The organism is Streptomyces sp. NPDC054887 (assembly GCF_053610585.1).
On sequence record NZ_JBSGYQ010000013.1, the window covers coordinates 100,960 to 120,944 of the forward strand.

A 19,985-nucleotide genomic window follows, 5' to 3' on the forward strand; every position below is an offset into this window, starting at 1 on the left:
GACACAATGAATGCTCACCGCTCTTTCGGAGAAAGGCGTGCAGCCGTTCTCCGAAGGTTTGACGACGAAATGCGGACAGGCGGGGAACGCTTTCTCGGACTACGCGGTGACGCCGGTTTACCCCGGGGTTCCGGATCGCGGCCGCACCCCCGTGCCGTGCCGCGGTCCGGGCCCGGGACCGCCCGACAGCAAACGTTGCAATAGTGAATCTATCCATGCGAAAGGAGAGTGCGGCGATGCCCACTCCTCCATACCTGGTCGTCGCCGACGTGGACGAGACCCTCATCGACTGCAAGAGCATGTTCGAGTTCCTTCGGTTCCAGTTGGTGGCCGAACACGGCCCGTACGGCGCCACCGAGTACGCCCGGATCCGGGCCGACCTCCAGCGGCAGGCGGACGAGGGCGTGCCGCGCGAGGAGATCAACCGCCAGTACTACGCCCACTTCACCGGCGACCGGGTGGAGGAGATCCACGAGCTGGGAGCCCGCTGGTACGCCGAGCGGAACGCGGCGGGGCTCTACATCGAGAGCACCCGTGAGGCCCTGCGCGCACACCGCGCCGAGGGTGCGGAGATCGTTCTCGTCTCCGGCTCGTTCGACGCCGTGCTCGCGCCCGTGGTGGCGGAGGTCGGCGCCCATCACCTGCTGTGCACCCGGCCCGTGGTGCGCGACGGCCGGTACACGGGCGAGGTCGAGAAGCCCATGATCGGGGAGGCGAAGGCGGCCGCCGTGCGGGAGCTGCTGGAGGCCCGCCCGTGGATCGACCCGGCGGACTGCTACGGGTACGGGGACCACGCGTCCGACCTGCCGATGCTCGACTGCGTGGGGCACCCGGTGGCCGTCGGCGGCGATCCCGCGATGCTCGCCTACGTCAACAGGCGGCGTACGGCCGAACTCCGCAGCGTGTGAGGCCCTGCCCCGCAGGGGCCGCCCGGTCGTCGGCGGGCGGGCGGCCCCGGCGGAGTTCCCGCCGCGACGGGCAGGACGGAGCGGGGTGTGCGGACGTCAGGCCGTGTACGTGAACGGCCTCCCGGTGTCACGCCGTGGACGGGACCGGCGTCACGGTGCCAGCTGTGGACGCGACCGGCCTCGCGGCGTCACCCCGTGGACGGGACCGGCTCCCGGACGGCGGACCGCTGACGTGTCCCGTGGACCTCACGCGGTGAGGGTGGCCGGGTCGCTCACACCGGGCGCGCCCGTCTCCACGTGTCCGGCGAAGCGGCGCAGGAAGGAGGCGTTCGTGTCGGAGACCACCGTCACGTCGTACCAGCGCTTGGTGGCGCGCAGGTCCGCCGTGTGCGTGACGGTGGCCCCGGCGCGCACCGCGAACGTCTGCGGCTGGCCGCCGTAGGCGTTGGTGACGGTGAGGTGGGCGGTCGTGGTGCCCGGGTTGGTGAGGGTGAGGTCCAGGTTGCCGGTGGTGGCGTTGTGGCGGGCCGTGACCTCGGGACAGACGGTGGTGGCCGGGCTCCGGAAGGTCCGCAGGAAGCCGTTCGGTCCGTGGACCGTGAGGTGGTGCGTGCCCTTGGAGTACGCCGAGTTCCACGTGTCGGAGATCTTCTTCCCGGCCTCGGCGGTGTACGTCCACGGGGCGTCGGTGCGGTTCGCCGACGTGACGTAGAAGTGCGCGCCCGCCGCCGCTCCCGGGCTGAAGGTCAGGGCGATCCGGCCGTCGCCGGTGTTGACCGCGCCGTCGACGTAGGGCGCGTACGGCAGTGGGCGGGCCGGGCGCGCGCCGGGCTCCTGCCTGGGCATGCTGCCGACGGCCGGCGGGGTCGGCCGGTAGTCGGGGTGGCGCTCGTGGTCCGGCGGTTCGTACGCGGCGGTGCCGGGCAGTTCGGCGGGCTGCGCGTCCGGGGCGGCGAAGTCGAACGCCGAGGTCAGGTCGCCGCAGATGGCCCGCCGCCAGGGCGAGATGTTCGGTTCGTGCACGCCGAAGCGGCGTTCCATGAAGCGGATGATGGAGGTGTGGTCGAAGACCTCGGAGCAGACGTAACCGCCCTTGCTCCACGGGGAGACGACGAGCATGGGGACGCGCGGGCCGAGGCCGTAGTTGCCCGCCGCGTACGAAGTGCCGCCCGCGTACCGCTCGGTCGAGGTGTCGACGGTGGAGCGGCCCTGCGCGGCGGAGGCCGGCGGGTACGGCGGCACGATGTGGTCGAAGAAGCCGTCGTTCTCGTCGTACGTGATGAACAGCGCCGTACGGCTCCACACCTCGGGGTTGGACGTGAGCGCGTCCAGCACCTGCGCGATGTACCAGGCGCCGTAGTTCGAGGGGAAGTTGGAGTGCTCCGTGAAGGCTTCCGGGGCGGCGATCCAGGAGATCTTCGGGAGGTTGCCGGCCTGGACGTCGGCCTTGAGGTCGTCGAAGTAGCCGTCGCCGTTCTTGACGCTGGTGCCGGTGCGGGCCTTGTCGTACAGCGGGTCGCCGGGCTTGGCGTTGCGGTACTGGTTGAAGTACAGGAGCGAGTTGTCGCCGTAGTTGCCCCGGTAGGCGTCGCTGATCCAGCCCCAGTGGCCGGCGGCGTCCAGACCGTCACCGGTGTCCTGGTAGATCTTCCACGAGACCCCGGCCTTCTCCAGCCGCTCGGGGTACGTCGTCCAGCCGTATCCCGTCTCCTCGTTGCCCAGGACCGGGCCGCCGCCGGTGCCGTCGTTCCCGGTGTGGCCCGTCCACATGTAGTAGCGGTTCGGGTCGGTGGCTCCGATGAACGAGCAGTGGTACGCGTCGCAGACGGTGAACTTGTCGGCGAGCGCGTAGTGGAAGGGGATGTCCTCCCGGGTCAGGTACGCCATCGTCGTCGGCGTCTTCGCGGGCACCCACTGGTCGTACTTGCCGTTGTTCAGCGCCTTGTGGCCGCCCGCCCAGTCGTGGTTGAGGCCCTGGAGGAACTGCATGCCCAGGTCGTCGGCCGTGGGGTGGAACGGCAGCGTCACCTTCTTGCTGCCGTCCGCCTGGTGCCAGACCGACTTGCCGCTCGGCAGCGTCACCGGGCGCGGGTCCCCGAAGCCCCGTACCCCCTTCAACGCACCGAAGTAGTGGTCGAAGGAACGATTCTCCTGCATCAGTACGACGATGTGGTCGACGTCCTGGATGGTGCCGGAGACGCGGCCCGCCGGGATCGCGGCGGCGCGGTCGATGCTGCTCGACAGCGCGGCGAAGCCCGCGGTCGCGCCGGCTATCTGGAGGAAGCGGCGCCTATTGATTTCTGGCATGGGTGTGGGGCCTCTTGGGGTGTGAGGAGACGGAAGCGAACAGAATGTTCCAAGAGGACTCAACGGAAGGGAAGGGGTGGGGAAGCGGCGATGGCCTCACCGTGAAAAGTCGCCGTACGGGCCGCCAACGGCGTTACGGCGGCGCGCGGGTGGGCTCGGGCGGCACTCCGCCCCCGGCCGGCGGGCCTCCGGGCCGGACGGCACCGAGTCGGACAGCACCGGGTCGGCACCGGATCGGACCGCCACTTCCCCGGGGGTCAGGCCGACGTACGCTTCCTCGGGGCCGCCTTCTTGGCGGTGGTCTTCTTCGCCGCCGTCTGCGCCTGCTTCTGCCCGGCCGCCTGCTTCTCCCCCGCCGCCTGCCTGCCGGACGCCGACGCCGACTTCTTCCCGCCGCTCGTCGCCCCGGCCGCCGGTGTCGTCTTCTTCGCCGCGGTCTGCTTCTTCGCCGCCGGCTTCTTCTTCGCGCCCGCCGGGGACGCCGCCCCGCCCTTCTCCTTGCCCCGTGCCATCTGCGTGACCTCGGCGACCTCTTCGCCCTCGTCCCCGGCGCCGCCCTCGCCGCGCGACTCCTTCGCCGCCCGCACGCTCTTCTCCAGCGCGGCCATCAGGTCGATGACCTGGCCGCCGCCCGCCGCCGGCGCGGCTTCGGCGGGGAGTTCGCCGCCGGACGCCTTGGCGGCGATCATCACCTCGACCGCCTCGCGGTAGTCGTCGTGGAGGGTGTCGAGGTCGACCTCGCCCAGCGTGTTCATCAGCGCGTCCGCCAGATCGAGTTCGGCGTCCCGCACCGTCACCTTGGTCTCCGGTGCCACGCCCTCGGGCGCGCGCACCTCGTCGGGCCACAGCAGCCCGTGCATCACGATGGCGTCGTCCACCACGCGGAGCATGCCGAGCCGCTCGCGGCCGCGCAGCGCGAACTTGGCGACGGCCACCTTGTCGCTGCGCTTGAGCGCCTCGCGCAGCAGGACGTACGGCTTGGCGGCGGGAGCGCCGCTGGCGGACAGGTAGTACGCCGAGTCCATCTGGAGGGGGTCGATCCGGGCCGCCGGCACGAAGGCGACGATCTCGATCGTCTTGGCCGTGGGCAGCGGGAGCGCGGCCAGGTCGTCGTCGGTGATCGGCATGATGCCGCCGCCCGGCTCCTCGTACCCCTTGCCGATCTCCGACGCCGGGATCTCCTCGCCGTCGAGTTCGCAGACCTTGCGGTAGCGGATCCGGCCGCCGTCGGCCGTGTGGATCTGGCGGAATGAGATCGAGTGGTGCTCGGTGGCGTTGACCAGCTTGATCGGGATGCTGACCAGACCGAAGGAGATGGCACCGTTCCAGATGGATCGCACGTTTCGCCCCCTTGAGACGCCTTTCACCATGGATACATGAGATTGTCATCGTATGTCGCCTATCACAGAGGTGGAGGGGCGGCGCCTGGCGCTCAGCAATCTGGACAAGGTCCTCTATCCCGCGACCGGGACCACCAAGGGCGAGGTGCTGCACTACTACGCCACGACCGCGGAAGCGTTCCTGCCGCACCTGCGCGACCGGCCCGTCTCGTTCCTGCGCTATCCGGACGGCCCCGGGGGACAGCTCTTCTTCACCAAGAATCCGCCGCAGGGTACGCCCGACTGGGTGCGCACGGTGGCGGTGTCCCGCACCGAGGGGCAGCTCGCGCGGCAGGTGATCGTCCAGGACCTGCCCACGCTGATGTGGGCGGCGAACCTGGTCGTGGAGTTCCATACGCCGCAGTGGCTGGCCCCGGAACCCGGCGTCGCCGACCGGCTGGTCCTCGACCTCGACCCCGGCCCGCCCGCGGGGGTGGCGGAGTGCTGCGTGGTCGGGCTGTGGCTGCGCGAGCGGCTCGCGCGGGACGGCATCGAGACCTTCGCGAAGACCTCGGGCTCCAAGGGGCTGCACCTGCTGGCCGCACTGGAGCCGACGCCGTCCGAGCGCGTCTCGGCGTACGCGAAGCAGCTCGCGCTGGAGGCGCAGGACGCGCTCGGGGAGCTGGTCGTGCACCGGATGACGCGGGCGCTGCGGCCGGGCAAGGTCTTCGTCGACTTCAGCCAGAACGCCGCCGCGAAGACGACGGCCACGCCGTACACCCTCCGGGCGAAGGCCGAGCCCACCGTGTCGGCGCCGGTGACGTGGGACGAGGTGGAGGACGGGCGCAAGCGCCCCCTGCGGCTCGTCTTCCGGGCGGCGGACATCGGCGTACGGCTGGAGCGGTACGGGGACCTGCTCGGCCCCCTGAACGATCCGGACCACTGCCATCCGCTGCCGAAGGCGTGAACGGCGTGGTGACGGTCGTACCGCCCGTGCAGGTCATGCGGCCGAGGACGGCCGCGGCGGTCCCGGCGGCGGACGCGCTGGCGGGCGGGGTGCAGTACAGCCTGAAGCTGGACGGGTTCCGGTGCGTGGCGTTCGCGCGGGGCGGCGGGAGCGGCGCCCGTGCCGTCCTCCAGTCCCGGTCCGGGCGGGACATGGCGCTCGACTTTCCGGACGTCGCCGCCGCGATCGGCGCGCTGCCGGCCGGTCTGGTGCTCGACGGGGAGGTGTGCGCCTGGGCGGACGGGGCGTTCGCCTTCACCCAGCTGATGCGCCCGCACGCCGCGCGGATCGCGGACGGGGTGGTGGTGGCGTACGTCGCCTTCGACGTACTGGCCGTGCCGGGGCGCGACGTGCGGGAGCTGCCGCTGGAGGAGCGGTGGGAGCTGCTGGGCGGCGCGCTGGCGAAGGCGGGCCCGCAGGTGCAGCGGGTGCTGGCGACGACCGACCGCGAGCAGGCGCTGGTCTGGTACGAGGCGCTGGTGGGCCAGGGGGTGGAGGGGCTGGTGTGCAAGGGCCTGGCTTCGCGCTACCGGCCCCGGGACGCCAAGTCGTGGGTGAAGGTGCGGCACGCGGACACGCGCGACGCGGCGGTCGTCGGCTACACGGGGACCGCGCGGGCGCCGCGGGCGCTGGTGCTGGTGCTGCCCGGCGACGCGGACCCGCTGCTGTCGAGGCCGCTGACCCCGACGGTGCGGGCCCAGGCGCGGGAAGCGCTGGCGGGCGCGGCGGACGAGGGCGAGGGGCGGATCGTGGCCGTCGGGCTCGGTGACGTGCCGTACCGGCGGGTGGGCGCGGGGCTGCTGGCCGAGGTCCGCCGGAACGCCGGCCGCCACGCCACCTCCACGGTGCTGCGGCTGCGGTACGACGACCGGTGAGCGGGGCCCGGCGTCGCGAACGGCGGGGTTGGTGCAGACTCGACAGCAGGGCAGTCACGGATCACGGCACGGAGGGGATCACCGAATGATCATCTTTGGCAGCAAGAGCTACCTGTACCAACTGGCGATACTCACGCTCGTCTGCGGGCGCTGCGGCAACCCGGCGGCGCACACGCTGAAGAAGCGCGTCAGCAAGTTCACGCTGTTCTTCGTGCCGCTGTTCGCGTTCTCGACGAAGTACGCGACCCAGTGCACCTTCTGCGGCGCCGAGCAGCAGATCGGCAAGGAGCAGGCGCACGAGCTGGAAGCCGCGCAGGCGCGGGGCGACGCCGGCCAGGGCCACGCCCCGGCGCCCGAGCCCGGCCGCAACCCGTACCAGCGCTGAGCCGCGGCGAGCGGCGCCGTACCGGTCCGTCCACACGAAGCGAAGAAGCGAGGGGAGCCTTGGGCCCGCACCGCCCCGTCCGCGCGGCACTGCTGCTCCTGACCGCCGCCGCGGTGCTCCCGGTGCTGGCGGCGCTGTCCGGCTGCGCCGACGCCGGGGAGCTGGAGAGCGCCGGCCCGACGCCCACGGCCGTCGGGCCCACCCGCCTGTGGCCCGAGCGGCCCGCCGCCACGGTCCCTCCGATGGACTACGGCGAGGGGGAGACGGAGACAGTGCGCGGGATCGAGGTGCCCGGCGACGACGTGCGGGCGGTGCGGCCCGTGACCGTCGTCCGGGCGGAGCAGGCCGCGGACCCGGACACGCTGAGCGGGCCCGACGGCAGGTACGAGCAGACGGTGGAGCGGCTGCGGGAGTGCGACGCGAAACCGAGGGCCTGCCCCGTGCTCAAGGCGTACTACCGGGATCTCACGGGTGACGGCAAGGACGAGATGATCATCGGCGTCTCGCTGCCGAAGGGGCAGCTCGTGGTGAGCTGCTACCTGGCCGAGAAGGGCCGGCTCATCCGGGTGATGGGCACCAGCGACGCGGTGATCGGCGTCTCGCTGGCGGGCCGCGACCTGATCATCCGGGCCCCCTCGAACCTGCCCGGGTACGAGTTCCGCACGGTCTGGTCCTGGGACGACCACCAGCACGCCATGCTCCCCACGAGCGACGAGATCCTGCGGGTGCACCAGGACGGCGGCGAGCCCCTGCCCTCCCACTCGCACACGGTTCCCCCGGCCCCCCGCCCCTCCCCCACGGCGAGCGCCACCGGGACCGGCGGTCCCCGGTGAGGCCCCGGCTGCCCGCCTGGACCGCGCGGCTCACCTGGAAGGCCGCGGCCTTCATCACCGTGATGTGCTGCGCGCTCGCGGCGCTCCTCGGCGCGCTCGTGCACGTCTCCGTCACGCACCAGACGCTCAACCAGGCCCGCGAGAAGGCGCTCGCCCGGCTGGAGGAGGCGACCCGGGCGTACGAGGCCGGCGATCCGCTGCCGCCGGACACCGGCATCGACCCGGAGGGGCTGCCGGCGTCGCTGCGCGACCTCGCGCTGTCCGGCCGGCACGGCACCGTGGTGAGCGAGCACGACGGCCGCCCCACCATGTGGGCGGCGGCTCCGGCCGACCGGCGCGCCATGGCCGCCGAGATCGACTACAGCCAGGGCGTCGGCACCATCATGGGCCTGGACCGGGCCATCGTCGGCTCGTCGCTGCTGGCCATCTCCGCGACGCTGCTCGTCGGCGTCTTCGCCGTCACCCGCGTGACGCGCCGGCTGCACCAGACGGCGGCGGTGGCGCGCCGGATCAGCGCCGGGGACCTCGACGCCCGGGTCAACGACCGGCGTACGAAAGCCGCTTCGACGCGCCAGGACGAGGTGGCCACGGTGGCCGGGGCGCTCGACGCGATGGCCTCCACGCTCCAGGGCAAGCTCCAGAGCGAGCAGCGGTTCACCGCGGACGTGGCCCACGAGCTGCGCACGCCGCTGACCGGCCTGCACGCGGCGGCGGAGCTGCTGCCGCCCGGCCGGCCGACGCAGCTCGTGCAGGACCGGGTGCGGGCGATGCGGCTGCTGACCGAGGACCTGCTGGAGATCTCGCGGCTCGACACGGGCAGCGAGCAGATCAGCCCGGACGTGCACCGGATCGGCCCGCTCGCCGAGCGCGTGGCGCGCGGCCCGGCGCGCGAGACGGGGGCCCCGACGGAGGTCCGGATCGTACGGGACGCCTGGGTGGAGACCGACCGGCGGCGGCTCGAGCGGGTGCTGGGCAATCTCATCGGCAACGCCCACCAGCACGGGGGCGAGCCGGTCGTACTGACCGTGGACGGGCCGGTGGTGACGGTCCGCGATCACGGCGAGGGCTTCCCCGCGTACCTGGTGGAGCACGGCCCGCAGCGGTTCAGGACCGAGCCGCGCGCGGGCGGCAAGGGGCACGGTCTCGGCCTGACGATCGCCGTGGGGCAGGCGGAGGCCATCGGCGCGCGCCTCGCCTTCACCAACGCGCCGGGCGGCGGGGCGGTCGCGACGCTGACCCTGCCGGAGGTCCACCCCGACGGGGAAGGCGTGGGCGGCCCGGGCGCCGGTGCGCACACAGAGTGACGGATTGCGATCACTGGGTGGCGAAACTAGCGTGAACCGGGCGAGTCGAGGACCGGTTCGTCACGGACCGGAGCCCCCTCGCCGCCCTTCGCCGCGACGAAGGCCCCTCATCCGCCAGGAGCCAGCATGCCCCTGCTTCCCCGGTCCCCGTTCTCCCGGCTCGGCCTGTACGCCGCCGCCGGCGCCGTGGCCGCCCTCACCGCCGCGGGCCCCGCGCTCGCCGCTACGGATCCCCCGCGGCCCGCGTCCGAGCAGCCCGCGTCCGAGCGTTCCCACTTGTACAAGGGGCGGGTCATAGCCAAGTCCGGGCTCCTGCTGCGCGACAAGCCCACCCGTGCGAGCCGGGTCATCGGCAGCAAGCCCTACGGCGCGATCGTCCACATCTTCTGCAAGACGCGCGGCGGCAGCGTGCACGGCAACGACCGCTGGTACCTGCTCACCGACGGCACCTGGGCCTGGGGCTCGGCGCACTACATCGCGAACATCGGCGCCGTCCCGCGCTGGTGCTGACCGGCCGTCACCGGGCCCCGCACGCGCCCGGGGAGTCCGCCGCACGCCGGGCGGACTCCCCGGGCGTGCGCCCGTCGGGGAACTCCGCACGCGTGAGCCGACATATACGTACATACAGCCCGCCCGCTTGCTACGTTGCCTGACATGACCGCAACGACGGTGGACGCTCCCCCGCCCGAGGTACGCCTCCCCAGACGGCGCGGCGTGGAACTCTCGCTGCTCGTCGGCGCCGTCCTCATCGCCGTCCTGGGCTACATCGACGTGGGCCTGACCAAGAACGGCGCCGTCCCTCCCGGCGCCGCCGGCTACGGCGCGGGTCTCGGCGTCCTCGCGCTCCTCGCCCACCTCGCCGTCCGCTTCCGCGCCCCGTACGCCGACCCGCTGCTGCTGCCCATCGCGGTCCTGCTCAACGGCCTGGGCCTGGTACTGATCTTCCGCCTGGACCTGGAGACGCCGAAGGACCAGGCCGCGCCCACCCAGCTCGTCTGGTCGACCCTCGGCGTCGCGCTCTTCATCGGCGTCGTGATCCTCCTGCGGGACCACCGCCTCCTCCAGCGGTACGCCTACCTCTCGGTCGCCGCCGCCCTCGTCCTGATGATCGTGCCGATCTTCTTCCCCGCCGTGAACGGCGCGAAGATCTGGATCCGCGTCGGCGGCTTCTCCTTCCAGCCGGGCGAGTTCGCGAAGATCCTGCTCGCCGTCTTCTTCGCCGCCTACCTCGCGGGCAACCGCGACGCCCTCGCCTACACCGGCCGCAGGATCTGGAAGCTCCAGCTCCCCACCGGCCGCGTCCTCGGCCCGATCGTCGCGATCTGGCTGCTCAGCGTCGGCGTCCTGGTCCTGGAGCGCGACCTGGGCACCTCGCTGCTCTTCTTCGGGCTCTTCGTGATCCTGCTGTACGTCGCCACCGGGCGCACCGGTTGGATCGCCGTCGGCCTGCTCCTCGCGGCGGTCGGCGCGTTCGTCGTCGGCTCGCTCGAACCGCACGTCCACAGCCGCGTGCAGGACTGGCTGCACCCCTTCGCCTCCATCGACGCGGGCCGGGGCCCCGGTCAGCTCGCCCAGTCGCTCTTCGCGTTCGCGGCGGGCGGCATGCTGGGCGCGGGGCTCGGCGCGGGCGACTCCATCCTCATCGGCTTCGCCGCCAAGTCCGACTTCATCCTGGCGACGGCGGGCGAGGAACTGGGCCTGTCCGGGCTCACCGCGGTCTTCCTGCTGTACGCCCTGATCGTCGCCCGCGGCTACCGGGCGGGCCTCGCGCTGCGCGACCCGTTCGGGCGGCTGCTCGCGATCGGACTCGCCTCGATCCTCGCCCTCCAGGTGTTCGTCATCGCGGGCGGCGTCATGGGTCTGATCCCGCTGACCGGCATGGCGATGCCTTTCCTCGCGCAGGGCGGCTCGTCCGTCGTCACCAACTGGATCATCGTGGCGCTGCTGATCCGGGTCAGCGACTCGGCCCGCCGTCCACAGCCCGAGCACGTCGAGACCGGCGTCATCGCGCCCGTCGTGGAGGCCGACCAGTGATCCGCTACATCCGCCGGGCGGCCGGGTTCTGCCTGCTGCTGCTCGTCGCGCTGCTGCTGAACGCCGCCCGCATCCAGGTCTTCCAGGCCGAGGCCCTCGACGACAACCCCGCCAACCGCCGTACGACGATCGGCCGTTACGAGCAGAAGCGCGGCGACATCGTCGTCGACGGCAGGCCGGTCACCGGCTCACGGGACAGCGGCGAACAGCTCCGCTGGGAAAGGACCTACCTGCACGGGCCGTTGTACGCGCCCGTCACCGGCTACGCCTCCCAGACGTACGGCACGACCTTCGTCGAGAACGCCGAGGACGACATCCTGTCCGGCACCGACCCGATGCTCGCCCCGCTCCCCCTGTGGAACGAGATCACGCGCTCGCGCCAGCCCGGCGGCGACGCCGTCACCACCATCAGGGGCGCGGTCCAGCGGGCGGCGTACGAGGGGCTCGGCGGCCGCAAGGGCGCGGTGGCGGCGGTCGAGCCCTCGACGGGGAAGATCCTGGCCCTGGTCAGCAGCCCGTCGTACGACCCGGAGGAGCTGTCGGGCACCGGGAAGCGGGTCACGGACGCGTGGGCGCGGCTGAACGGCTCGCCGCGGCAGCCGATGCTCAACCGGGCCGTCCGCCAGACGTATCCGCCGGGGTCCACCTTCAAGATCGTGACGGCCGCGGCGGCGCTCGACACGGAGGTCGTGACGGACACCGGCGCTCCGACGAGGACGCCCGACCCGTACGTCCTGCCCGGCACCGGCACCACGCTGCCCAACGAGGCGCGCGGCTGCCGCAACGCGTCGCTGGAGTACGCGATCCGGGTCTCGTGCAACACGGTGATGGCGGAGCTGGGCGTACGGGTGGGGATGGCCGGGATGCTCGACACGGTGCAGAAGTTCGGCTTCAACGACGACGGGCTGAAGATCCCGTCCCGGGTGTCCCGCAGCCACTTCGACACCAGCATGACCGCCGACCAGCTCGCGCTCTCCTCCATCGGCCAGTACGACACCAGGGCGACGCCGCTCCAGATGGCGATGGTCGCGGCGGCGGTCGCCAACGGCGGCGAGCTCAAGTCCCCGTACCTGGTGGACCGGACGACGGACGCGGACGGCGACACGGTGTCGCGGAACAGCCAGAAGTCCCTGCACCAGGCGATGAACCCGGCCACCGCCACCCAGCTCCAGCAGATGATGGTCGACGTCGTGGAGAACGGCACCGGCACGAACGCCGCCATCCCGGGCGTCCGGGTCGGTGGCAAGACGGGCACCGCGCAGCACGGCGTGGACAACACGGGCACGCCGTACGCCTGGTTCATCTCCTGGGCGCACGAGCCCGGCGACGGTCAGCCGGCGGTCGCGGTGGCGGTCGTCGTGGAGGACGCGTCGGCGGACCGCGCCGACATCAGCGGCGGCGGCAGCGCGGCCCCGATCGCACGGGCGGTCATGCGGGCGGCGCTGCGGGACTGAGCGTGCGGCAGGGGCGTCGTCCCGTCCGGGCGGAGGCGGCGGCGGGGTCAGGACGCCCCGGCCTCGATCGCCGCGTCGATCTCGGCGACCCGGGCCGCGTCCTCCGCCTCGAAGCGCCGCTTGTCGAGTGCCTCCGCCAGCTCCTCGTCCTGGGTCATGAGGAGGTCGAGGTTGGAGTCGCCCATCTCGAAGACGCCCATGTCGAGGTACGCCTTCTGGAGGCGCGGCCCCCACAGGCCGATGTCCTTCACGCAGGGCACGATGCGGCTGAAGAGGAGTTTGCGGAAGAGGTGCAGGAACTCGGACTGCTCCGAGTAGTCCTGGGCCTCCTGGTGCGGGATGCCGAAGTTCTCCAGCACCTCGACGCCGCGCAGCCGGTCGCGCATCAGGTAGCAGCCCTCGATGACGAACTCCTCGCGCTCCCGCAGCTCCGCGTCGGACAGCTGCCCGTAGTAGTCGCGCAGCGCCATCCGCCCGAAGGCCACGTGCCGGGCCTCGTCCTGCATGACGTAGGCGAGGATCTGCTGGGGCAGCGGCTTGTCCGTGGTGTCGCGGATCATGCCGAACGCGGCGAGGGCCAGCCCTTCGATGAGGACCTGCATCCCGAGGTACGGCATGTCCCAGCGGGAGTCGCGCAGGGTGTCGCCCAGCAGGCTCTGGAGGCTGTCGTTGACCGGGTAGAGCATCCCGATCTTCTCGTGCAGGAAGCGGCTGTAGATCTCCGCGTGCCGGGCCTCGTCCATGGTCTGGGTGGCGGAGTACAGCTTCGCGTCGAGGTCCGGTACGGACTCCACTATCCGGGCCGCGCAGACCATCGCGCCCTGCTCGCCGTGCAGGAACTGGCTGAACTGCCAGGAGGAGTAGTGCCGGCGCAGGTCGCCCTTGTCCTTCTCGGTCATCTTCGCCCAGTGGCGGGTGCCGTAGAGGCTGAGCGCCTCGTCCGGGGTGCCGAGCGGGTCGTACGGATCGACCTCGGCGTCCCAGTCGATGCGGGTGGCGCCGTCCCACTGCTTGTCCTTGCCCTTCTGGTACAGCGCGAGGAGGCGGGCGCGCCCTTCGTCGTACTCCCAGCTGAAGCGCGCCGCGCCGGAGGCCGGCACCTGCCACTGGAGGTCCGAGGGGGCCTTGGTGTAGAGCTCGTGCGTCGACACTGACGCCTCCTGGTCGCAGATCCCTTGAGACACCGGACAGTTGGCAGCGTCACACGTTGGTAGACAGCGGGTCAACAAGTCGTGCGCAAGGGATTGACTGCCTTGCTGACACGCAGTCTCATAAGACGTGTCCGCCGGGCCGCGGCCGTCCGGGGACGATCCCCGTACGCCCGAACACCACTCGTGAGGTGCCCCCCGCCATGACGACAGTGACCGAACGCGACGTACTCAGGGACGCACTCGGCTTCCTCAAGGACCGTGAACAGGTCGCCGAGCGCCTCCTGGAGTCGTCCGCCAAGCACTCCTTCGACCCCGAGACGGAACTCGACTGGGCGGCCCCGATCGAAGAGGGCAAGTGGTTCTGGCCGCCCGAGCTCGTGTCGCTCTACGACACCCCGCTCTGGCGGAAGATGTCCGAGGAGCAGCGCATGGACCTCGCCCGCCACGAGGCCGCCTCGCTCGCGTCGCTCGGCATCTGGTTCGAGATCATCCTGATGCAATTGTTGGTCAGGCACATCTACGACAAGTCCGTGACCAGCAATCACGTGCGGTACGCGCTCACCGAGATAGCCGACGAGTGCCGCCACTCCATGATGTTCGCCAAGATGATCCAGAAGGGCGGCGCACCCGCGTACCCGGTGCCGCGCCTCTACCACAACCTGGCGCGCGTCCTGAAGACCGTGTCGACGACGCCGGGGTCCTTCGCGGCCACGCTGCTCGGTGAGGAGATCCTCGACTGGATGCAGCGGCTGACGTTCCCGGACGAGCGCGTGCAGACCCTCGTGCGCGGGGTGACCCGCATCCACGTGGTCGAGGAGGCGCGCCACGTGCGGTACGCCCGGGAGGAGCTGCGCCGCCAGATGGTGACCGCCCCGGCCTGGGAGCGCGAACTGACCCGGCTCAGCTGCGGCGAGGCGGCCCGCGTCTTCTCGACGTGCTTTGTCAACCCCCAGGTGTACGAGAACGTCGGCCTGGACCGCCGTGAGGCCGTCGCCCAGGTCAGGGCGAGCGGCCACCGCGCGGAGGTCATGCAGAACGGCGCGAAGCGGCTCACCGACTTCTTCGACGACATCGGCGTGCTCCAGGGCGTCGGCCGCAGGCTCTGGAAGAGCTCCGGACTCCTCGCGTAACGGGCCGGGCGCGGGGTTACGCTGCCGACATGACCCCGGCAGCGACCACCCCCGCGTACCGCAGGCTCAGCGTGCAGGAGCGCCGGGCCCAGCTCCTCGGCGCCGCCCTGTCCCTCTTCGCGCACCGGGCGCCCGAGGAGGTCTCGCTGGACGACGTGGCGGAGGCGGCCGGCGTCTCGCGACCGCTCGTGTACCGCTACTTTCCTGGCGGCAAGCAGCAGTTGTACGAGGCCGCGCTCGGCTCGGCCGCCGACGAACTGAAGCTGTGCTTCGCCGAACCGCAGACGGGGCCGCTCACCCGGCGGCTCAGCCGCGCCCTGGACCGCTATCTCGCGTTCGTCGACGAGCACGACGCCGGGTTCAGCGCGCTGCTCCAGGGCGGCAGCGTCGCCGAGACCTCCCGTACGACGGCCACCGTCGACGGGGTGCGGCGGGCCGCGGCCGAGCAGGTGCTGACGCACCTGGGCGTCGCGGGGACGGCCGGGCCCCGGCTGCGGATGATGGTGCGCACCTGGATATCGGCCGTCGAGGCGGCTTCCCTCATCTGGCTGGACGAGGACAAGCAGCCGCCGGCCGGCGAGCTGCGGGACTGGCTGGTCGACCACTTCGTCGCGCTGCTCACCGCGACGGCGGCGACGGACCCGCAGACGGCGGCACTGACGCGGGCGGCGCTGGCGACGGAGACGGCGGACGGCCCTGCCGGGGTGCTGGCCCGGCGGGTGATCCCGGTGATCGCGGAGGCGGCGCACCTGCTGTGACCGCCCGCCCTGCGAGACTGGCCGGGTGAGAAGCGAGAACACCCCCTTCGTGGGCGGCCCCCTGGACGGGCGGGTGCTGCCGGTCCTGGTCGGGCCGACCGGACACCCGCCGAAGTGGTACGAGGTGCCCGTGCCGGACGACGACGGCGGCCCGCCGACCGTGCACGCGTACCTGCGCGTGCCCGCCGGTTACAGCAAGCGGCTCGGGCTCCAGCGCGGCTGGAAGTACGAGTACGCTCCGGGCGGGCGGGAGCGCCAACGCCCCAGGTGGCCCTGGTCGAAACCGGACAGCACCCCATAAGATCGGCGGTTGTGCCGAACGTGGCCGCTGTGACCGCAGGAGCGGCCACGGCACGGCGACCACGGTGATCACAGGGGGTGCGCCTTGGAGGCGCTGCGTCAGGACGATCCACGCCGACTCGGGCCCTACGCCCCGCTGTTCCGCCTGCGGGAGACGGCGAGCGCCGTGCAGTACCTGGCGCACGGCTCCGACGGCACGACGGCCGTGGTCGCGGTGGCCCGGCCGGAGCTGGCCGGACTGCCCGCGTTCCGCCGCAGGTTCCAGGCCGAGGCGCAGACGGCCGAACGGCTGGCCGGCGGCTGGGTGCAGGCCCCGCTCGCGTCGCGCGACGACGCCCCGGGCAGCGGCGGTGAACCGGGCCTGTGGACCGCGACGGCGTACGTACCGGCGCTGACCCTCGCCGAGGCGGTGGCACTGGCCGGGCCGCTGCCGGAGCGGACCGTGCGCATCCTGGGCGCGGCGCTGGCCGAGACCCTGTCCCGGGTGCACGCCACGGGTGCCGTACTCCACGGCCTCGCCGCCGACACGGTGCTGCTGGCCGCCGACGGGCCGCGCCTGACGGCGTTCGGCGCGCTGGGGGCGGCGGCAGCGGCCGAGGCGGGCCCCGGCGGGCAGTTGTCCGTACGCCTGGGCTACCTCACCCCGGAGCAGCTGACGGGCCGGGAGCCCGGCCCCGCGTCGGACATCTTCGTCCTCGGCCTCCTCCTGGCGTACGCCGCGACCGGTGCGACCCCGTGGGCGGGGGGCCCGCAGGACACGGCCGCCGACCGCATCGCGCACGACGAGCCCGAACTCGCCGCCGTTCCGCAGCGGTTGCGCGACCTCGTCGCCCGGTGCCTGGCCAAGTCCCCGGCGGACCGGCCCTCCCCCGGCGTCCTGGCCGCCGAGCTGGCCCTGGAGGGCGCGGCGGCGCTGGCCCGCCCGGGCTGGCTCCCGGAGCCCCTGGTGTCGGCGCTGACGGACCAGGCGGCCCGGGCGGCGGGGCCCGGAGCAGATGCACGGGACGGCCTCGTGGCCGCTGAGCCCGGAGCGGATGCGCGGGACGGGGCCGGGGCGGCTGCGCACGGCCCGGCTGCCCTACCTGCACCTTCCCGGCGCCGTGACGTGGGTCCGGCAGCCCCGGATGCCGGGTTCGGCTCCGGCCCTGGTCCCAGCACCAGGACCGGATCGGACTCCGGCTCCGGCACCGGCACCAGCACCGGCTCCGGCACGACGCACGGGTCGCCGCTCTCCCAGGGGCCGGCAGCCGGTGACGCCCGTGGGGCCGCCGCCGGCCTGACGGCAGCCGCTCCGCGCCCGGCCCTCGTCGCGACACCCGCGAACGGTCACCACCTGCCGGCCGGCGGAGCGGTCCCGGCCGGCCCGGCGACCGAGGGCACGCCCGAAGGACCCCAACGGGACCGGGCCCTCGACCTCGGCGCGGCCGTCCCCGCCGCGACCGGGCAGCGGCGGGCCGGGGAAGACTCCGCGGGAACCACCGGCGCCGCGGACGTGGAGGGCGGGCTGACCCGGCGGCTCGTGACGCGCCGCCGTACCGGGGAGCCCGCCGACAACCTGAGCGACGTGACCCGGCGGCTCGTGGCGCCGAGCGGTGCGGACCTCCGGCGCGGGGAGCTCGCCGCCACGCCGCCTCCCCCGCAGACGCCGAGCGCCGCCGGTACGGGGCCGCTCACCCCCGCACCGCCCCTGGCGCACCCCGCCGCAGCGCTCACCCTGCCACCGGCGACCGCCGCGCCCGTCCGGCCCGCGCCGCAGCCGCCCACGTCGCCCACATCCGCGCCCGTACCCGCCCCCACGCCCGCCGGGCCCGGCCACCGCGCCGGACCCAGTCACCGCGCGGGACCGGCCCACCGCGCCGGCGACCGGCTCGGCGCCGCTCTCAGCAGGCGCGGCCTGCTCACCGGGATCGCGGCCGGCGCCGCCGGGCTGCTGGTCGGGGGCGGCGGCGTACTCGCCCTCTCCGGCGGCGAGGACGAGGCGCCCGCGCCCCGTGCGAAGGCCCCCGAGCCCGCCGCCCGCCGCAAACCGCTGCCGGGCGTCGGCCCCGACCCGCTGTGGCACTACCAGCACCCCGTCGCGCTCGTGGCCGGCGGCCCGGTCGCCCGGCTCTGGCGCGAGCGGGTGCTCCTGATCCCCGGCGAGGAGCTGACCACCGCCCTGGACGTCCGTACCGGCCGCCGCCTGTGGGAGCAGAAGGCGGCGGGCACGGCGTACGGCCCGGAAGCCGCCGACGACGCCCACTGCCTCGTCGTCACCGCCACCGACTTCGTCTGGCTGTCCGTGCAGGACGGGCGGGTGAAGCACCGCGAGCCGCTGGCACCCCTGCTGACGAAGGGCCAGAAGGACGCCCGCGCCACCCTGGGCGGCAGGGTGGCCGCCGAGGGCTCCGTCGTCTGGTTCTCGGCGCGGGTCGAGACCCTGGGCGGCAAGAAGAAGAAGGTGACGCGCACCCGGACCTACCTCCTCGCGTACGACATGGCCGCACGCCGGGAGTTGTGGCGCACCGAGATGCCGAACGGCCGCCCCGGCCCCGTCCCCCGCTACGAAGCCGTGGGCATGCGCCCCGGCAGCCTGCTCGTCCGTCAGGACGACGCCTCCCTCACCGCGGACCAGCGGAAGAAGGCGAAGGACAGGTCGGCCTTCGTCCTCGTCGACCGCAGGACGGGGAAGACCCTGTGGCGCAAGTCCTTCCCCGGCGTACGTCCCGACGCGGGCGCCACCGACGACCCGGCCGGCCGGCTCTACGCGGCGGTCGACGGCGGTCTCCAGGCGTACGACACCCGCAACGGCAAGAAGCTGTGGACGGTGAAAGAGGCCGCGGGCCCGGTCGACGACGCGCCGTCCGGTTTCGGACGCGGCGTCATGGGCGGCACGACGCTGTACGTCCCCAGCGGCGACAACGAGGTGTACGCCGTCGACACGGTGTCGGGCGACCGTCAGTGGCGGCGCGCCACCGAGTATCCGGGCCGGGCGACTCCCCGCCTCTCGCTGAGCGGCAGCGGCCGTACCGTCCTCGCCCTCAACGACACCCAGGCCACGGCCGTCGCCGCGCGCGACGGCCGCCGCCTGTGGAAGTTCCAGGACTCCGGGCCGGCGGCACCGGGCGCGGAGGACGCCTGGACGTCGTACCGGGCGCAGGCGTTCGGCGACCGGGCCGTGCTGTGGCGCGGTCGCAACTTCTACGCCCTGCCCCTCGACTGACGCCGCCCGGCGAAGGGTTGTACGGATACGCGTCTCGATTGCGTCCCTCTGGCATTGCGCGGGCGTCACGATCGCGCGGGCGGACGTAATTCATTGATCATCCGGGGCCCGGAGGCCGTAGATTCACCCGTCAGCAAGACATTCCGCGTGTCACCGGACGGGTGAACCCACGCGGGGGGATGCCGTTCGCCCAACCAGAGGAATGCCGTTTCATGCGCCGCACCACTGTCCGCCGTACCGCCGTCGCCGCCTCCGCCCTCTCGCTGGCCCTGCTCGTCAGCGCCTGCGGCGGCTCCGAGAAGTCCACCGATGCCGCCTCCGAGGGCAAGGGCAAGGGCAGCCCGGCCGCCGAGGCGCCCGCGAAGGTCCTGTCGCAGGCCGAGCTGGACGAGCTCGTCCTGGCCGACGGCGACGTGAAGAACCACAAGGTCATCAAGCCGCTGAAGGCGGACGTCGCCGCGGCGAAGATCGCCAAGGCCGACAAGGACGCGTGCACGCCGCTCGTCGACGCGACGTCGATGCGGGCCATGGGTTCGCCGGCCGCGACCACGATGCGCCGGGTCTCCACCCTGCCGGCGAAGCCCGCCGAGGACGCCTCCCCCGAGGAGAAGCTCAAGGCCGGCCTGAACGCCCTCAGCGGCGCCGTCGTCATCGCGGACACCCTCGGCTCCTACGAGGGCAAGAGCGCCCAGGAGGTCCTGGCCGGGCTGCGTGAAGCCGGCGAGGCGTGCGCGGGCGGCTTCACCACCATCGCCGGCGCCGACAAGATCAAGTACTCGAAGGTCGCCCCGGCCTCCTACACCGCCGGCGACGAGGCGGTCGCCTTCACCCTGTCGACCGACATCGGCGGCGAGACCGGCACGGCCCAGCTCGTGACGGTCCGCAAGGGCAACACGCTCGCCTCCTTCTTCGCGCAGAGCCTGGCGGGCAAGGCGGAGCAGCCGAAGGAAGCGATCGACGCGCAGCTGGCCAAGCTCGGCTGACCCCGCTCGACCCGCGCGGCCCCCGCCCCTTCCCGG

Annotated in this window: 17 protein-coding genes; 14 read left to right on the plus strand and 3 right to left on the minus strand. The window is 73.0% G+C overall.

Annotated features, from left to right (window positions below):
- Positions 1–236: 236 nt before the first annotated feature.
- Complete coding sequence (locus ACWGH0_RS10350) at positions 237–908, plus strand: HAD family hydrolase (protein WP_453403725.1); 672 nt, start codon at positions 237–239, stop codon at positions 906–908.
- Between the two features lie 246 nt (positions 909–1,154).
- On the opposite strand, the gene ACWGH0_RS10355 is transcribed toward ACWGH0_RS10350, so the two are convergent.
- Positions 1,155–3,215, minus strand: a complete 2,061-nt coding sequence (locus ACWGH0_RS10355) for a phosphocholine-specific phospholipase C (protein ID WP_453403726.1) — start codon at positions 3,213–3,215, stop codon at positions 1,155–1,157.
- Positions 3,216–3,472: 257 nt separating this feature from the next.
- Entirely contained in the window at positions 3,473–4,555 is a 1,083-nt protein-coding gene (gene ku, locus ACWGH0_RS10360) for a non-homologous end joining protein Ku (RefSeq protein ID WP_453403727.1), read from the minus strand.
- Between the two features lie 52 nt (positions 4,556–4,607).
- Between ku and ligD the strand changes: the two genes are divergently transcribed.
- The 8 genes from ligD to ACWGH0_RS10400 all read left to right on the plus strand — a co-directional run bounded on the left by ligD (position 4,608) and on the right by ACWGH0_RS10400 (position 12,425).
- On the plus strand, positions 4,608–5,501 hold the full coding sequence (gene ligD, locus ACWGH0_RS10365; protein ID WP_453403728.1) for a non-homologous end-joining DNA ligase: 894 nt from the start codon (positions 4,608–4,610) through the stop codon (positions 5,499–5,501).
- A 5-nt stretch (positions 5,502–5,506) separates the two neighbouring features.
- Entirely contained in the window at positions 5,507–6,415 is a 909-nt protein-coding gene (locus tag ACWGH0_RS10370; RefSeq protein WP_453403729.1) for an ATP-dependent DNA ligase, read from the plus strand.
- Positions 6,416–6,500: 85 nt separating this feature from the next.
- Positions 6,501–6,800: a zinc-ribbon domain-containing protein gene (locus tag ACWGH0_RS10375; protein WP_453403730.1), complete on the plus strand. Its 300-nt coding sequence runs from the start codon at positions 6,501–6,503 to the stop codon at positions 6,798–6,800.
- A 59-nt stretch (positions 6,801–6,859) separates the two neighbouring features.
- Entirely contained in the window at positions 6,860–7,633 is a 774-nt protein-coding gene (locus ACWGH0_RS10380; protein WP_453403731.1) for a hypothetical protein, read from the plus strand.
- Positions 7,630–8,937 carry an ATP-binding protein gene (locus tag ACWGH0_RS10385; RefSeq protein WP_453403732.1) on the plus strand — a complete coding sequence of 436 codons (1,308 nt, stop codon included), beginning with the start codon at positions 7,630–7,632 and terminating at the stop codon, positions 8,935–8,937. The genes ACWGH0_RS10380 and ACWGH0_RS10385 overlap by 4 nt, the downstream gene beginning before the upstream one ends.
- 126 nt (positions 8,938–9,063) lie before the next feature.
- Positions 9,064–9,447 (plus strand): SH3 domain-containing protein, encoded by a 384-nt coding sequence (locus ACWGH0_RS10390; protein WP_453403733.1) that lies wholly within the window; start codon positions 9,064–9,066, stop codon positions 9,445–9,447.
- Positions 9,448–9,591: 144 nt separating this feature from the next.
- Positions 9,592–10,971: an FtsW/RodA/SpoVE family cell cycle protein gene (locus ACWGH0_RS10395; RefSeq protein ID WP_453403734.1), complete on the plus strand. Its 1,380-nt coding sequence runs from the start codon at positions 9,592–9,594 to the stop codon at positions 10,969–10,971.
- Complete coding sequence (locus tag ACWGH0_RS10400) at positions 10,968–12,425, plus strand: penicillin-binding transpeptidase domain-containing protein (RefSeq protein ID WP_453403735.1); 1,458 nt, start codon at positions 10,968–10,970, stop codon at positions 12,423–12,425. The genes ACWGH0_RS10395 and ACWGH0_RS10400 overlap by 4 nt, the downstream gene beginning before the upstream one ends.
- Before the next feature lie 47 nt (positions 12,426–12,472).
- Here the strand turns inward: ACWGH0_RS10400 and ACWGH0_RS10405 are convergent, their stop codons facing one another.
- A complete protein-coding gene (locus ACWGH0_RS10405; protein WP_453403736.1) occupies positions 12,473–13,576 on the minus strand; it encodes a ferritin-like domain-containing protein in 1,104 nt (367 codons plus the stop codon).
- Between the two features lie 200 nt (positions 13,577–13,776).
- Here ACWGH0_RS10405 and ACWGH0_RS10410 point away from each other — a divergent pair, with 200 nt between their 5' ends.
- The 5 genes from ACWGH0_RS10410 (at position 13,777) to ACWGH0_RS10430 (ending at position 19,949) form a co-directional block, all read left to right on the plus strand.
- Entirely contained in the window at positions 13,777–14,706 is a 930-nt protein-coding gene (locus ACWGH0_RS10410) for an AurF N-oxygenase family protein (protein ID WP_453403737.1), read from the plus strand.
- Positions 14,707–14,735: 29 nt separating this feature from the next.
- The gene (locus tag ACWGH0_RS10415; protein ID WP_453403738.1) at positions 14,736–15,464 is read left to right on the plus strand and encodes a TetR/AcrR family transcriptional regulator; all 729 of its coding nucleotides are present in this window, start codon (positions 14,736–14,738) and stop codon (positions 15,462–15,464) included.
- Between the two features lie 25 nt (positions 15,465–15,489).
- Positions 15,490–15,765, plus strand: coding sequence for a hypothetical protein (locus ACWGH0_RS10420; protein ID WP_138905464.1), 276 nt, complete (start codon positions 15,490–15,492; stop codon positions 15,763–15,765).
- A gap of 84 nt (positions 15,766–15,849) precedes the next feature.
- A complete protein-coding gene (locus ACWGH0_RS10425; protein WP_453403739.1) occupies positions 15,850–18,966 on the plus strand; it encodes an outer membrane protein assembly factor BamB family protein in 3,117 nt (1,038 codons plus the stop codon).
- A gap of 212 nt (positions 18,967–19,178) precedes the next feature.
- Positions 19,179–19,949 carry a hypothetical protein gene (locus ACWGH0_RS10430; RefSeq protein WP_453403740.1) on the plus strand — a complete coding sequence of 257 codons (771 nt, stop codon included), beginning with the start codon at positions 19,179–19,181 and terminating at the stop codon, positions 19,947–19,949.
- Positions 19,950–19,985: the final 36 nt, after the last annotated feature.

Bases quoted from the DNA above. Each gene is read 5' to 3' on its own strand.
- ACWGH0_RS10375 (WP_453403730.1), top strand. From the start codon at position 6,501: ATGATCATCTTTGGCAGCAAGAGCTACCTGTACCAACTGGCGATACTC.
- ACWGH0_RS10395 (WP_453403734.1), top strand. From the start codon at position 9,592: ATGACCGCAACGACGGTGGACGCTCCCCCGCCCGAGGTACGCCTCCCC.
- ligD (WP_453403728.1), top strand. From the start codon at position 4,608: ATGTCGCCTATCACAGAGGTGGAGGGGCGGCGCCTGGCGCTCAGCAAT.
- ACWGH0_RS10415 (WP_453403738.1), top strand. From the start codon at position 14,736: ATGACCCCGGCAGCGACCACCCCCGCGTACCGCAGGCTCAGCGTGCAG.
- ACWGH0_RS10350 (WP_453403725.1), top strand. From the start codon at position 237: ATGCCCACTCCTCCATACCTGGTCGTCGCCGACGTGGACGAGACCCTC.
- ACWGH0_RS10355 (WP_453403726.1), bottom strand. From the start codon at position 3,215: ATGCCAGAAATCAATAGGCGCCGCTTCCTCCAGATAGCCGGCGCGACC.
- ACWGH0_RS10410 (WP_453403737.1), top strand. From the start codon at position 13,777: ATGACGACAGTGACCGAACGCGACGTACTCAGGGACGCACTCGGCTTC.
- ACWGH0_RS10430 (WP_453403740.1), top strand. From the start codon at position 19,179: ATGCGCCGCACCACTGTCCGCCGTACCGCCGTCGCCGCCTCCGCCCTC.
- ACWGH0_RS10390 (WP_453403733.1), top strand. From the start codon at position 9,064: ATGCCCCTGCTTCCCCGGTCCCCGTTCTCCCGGCTCGGCCTGTACGCC.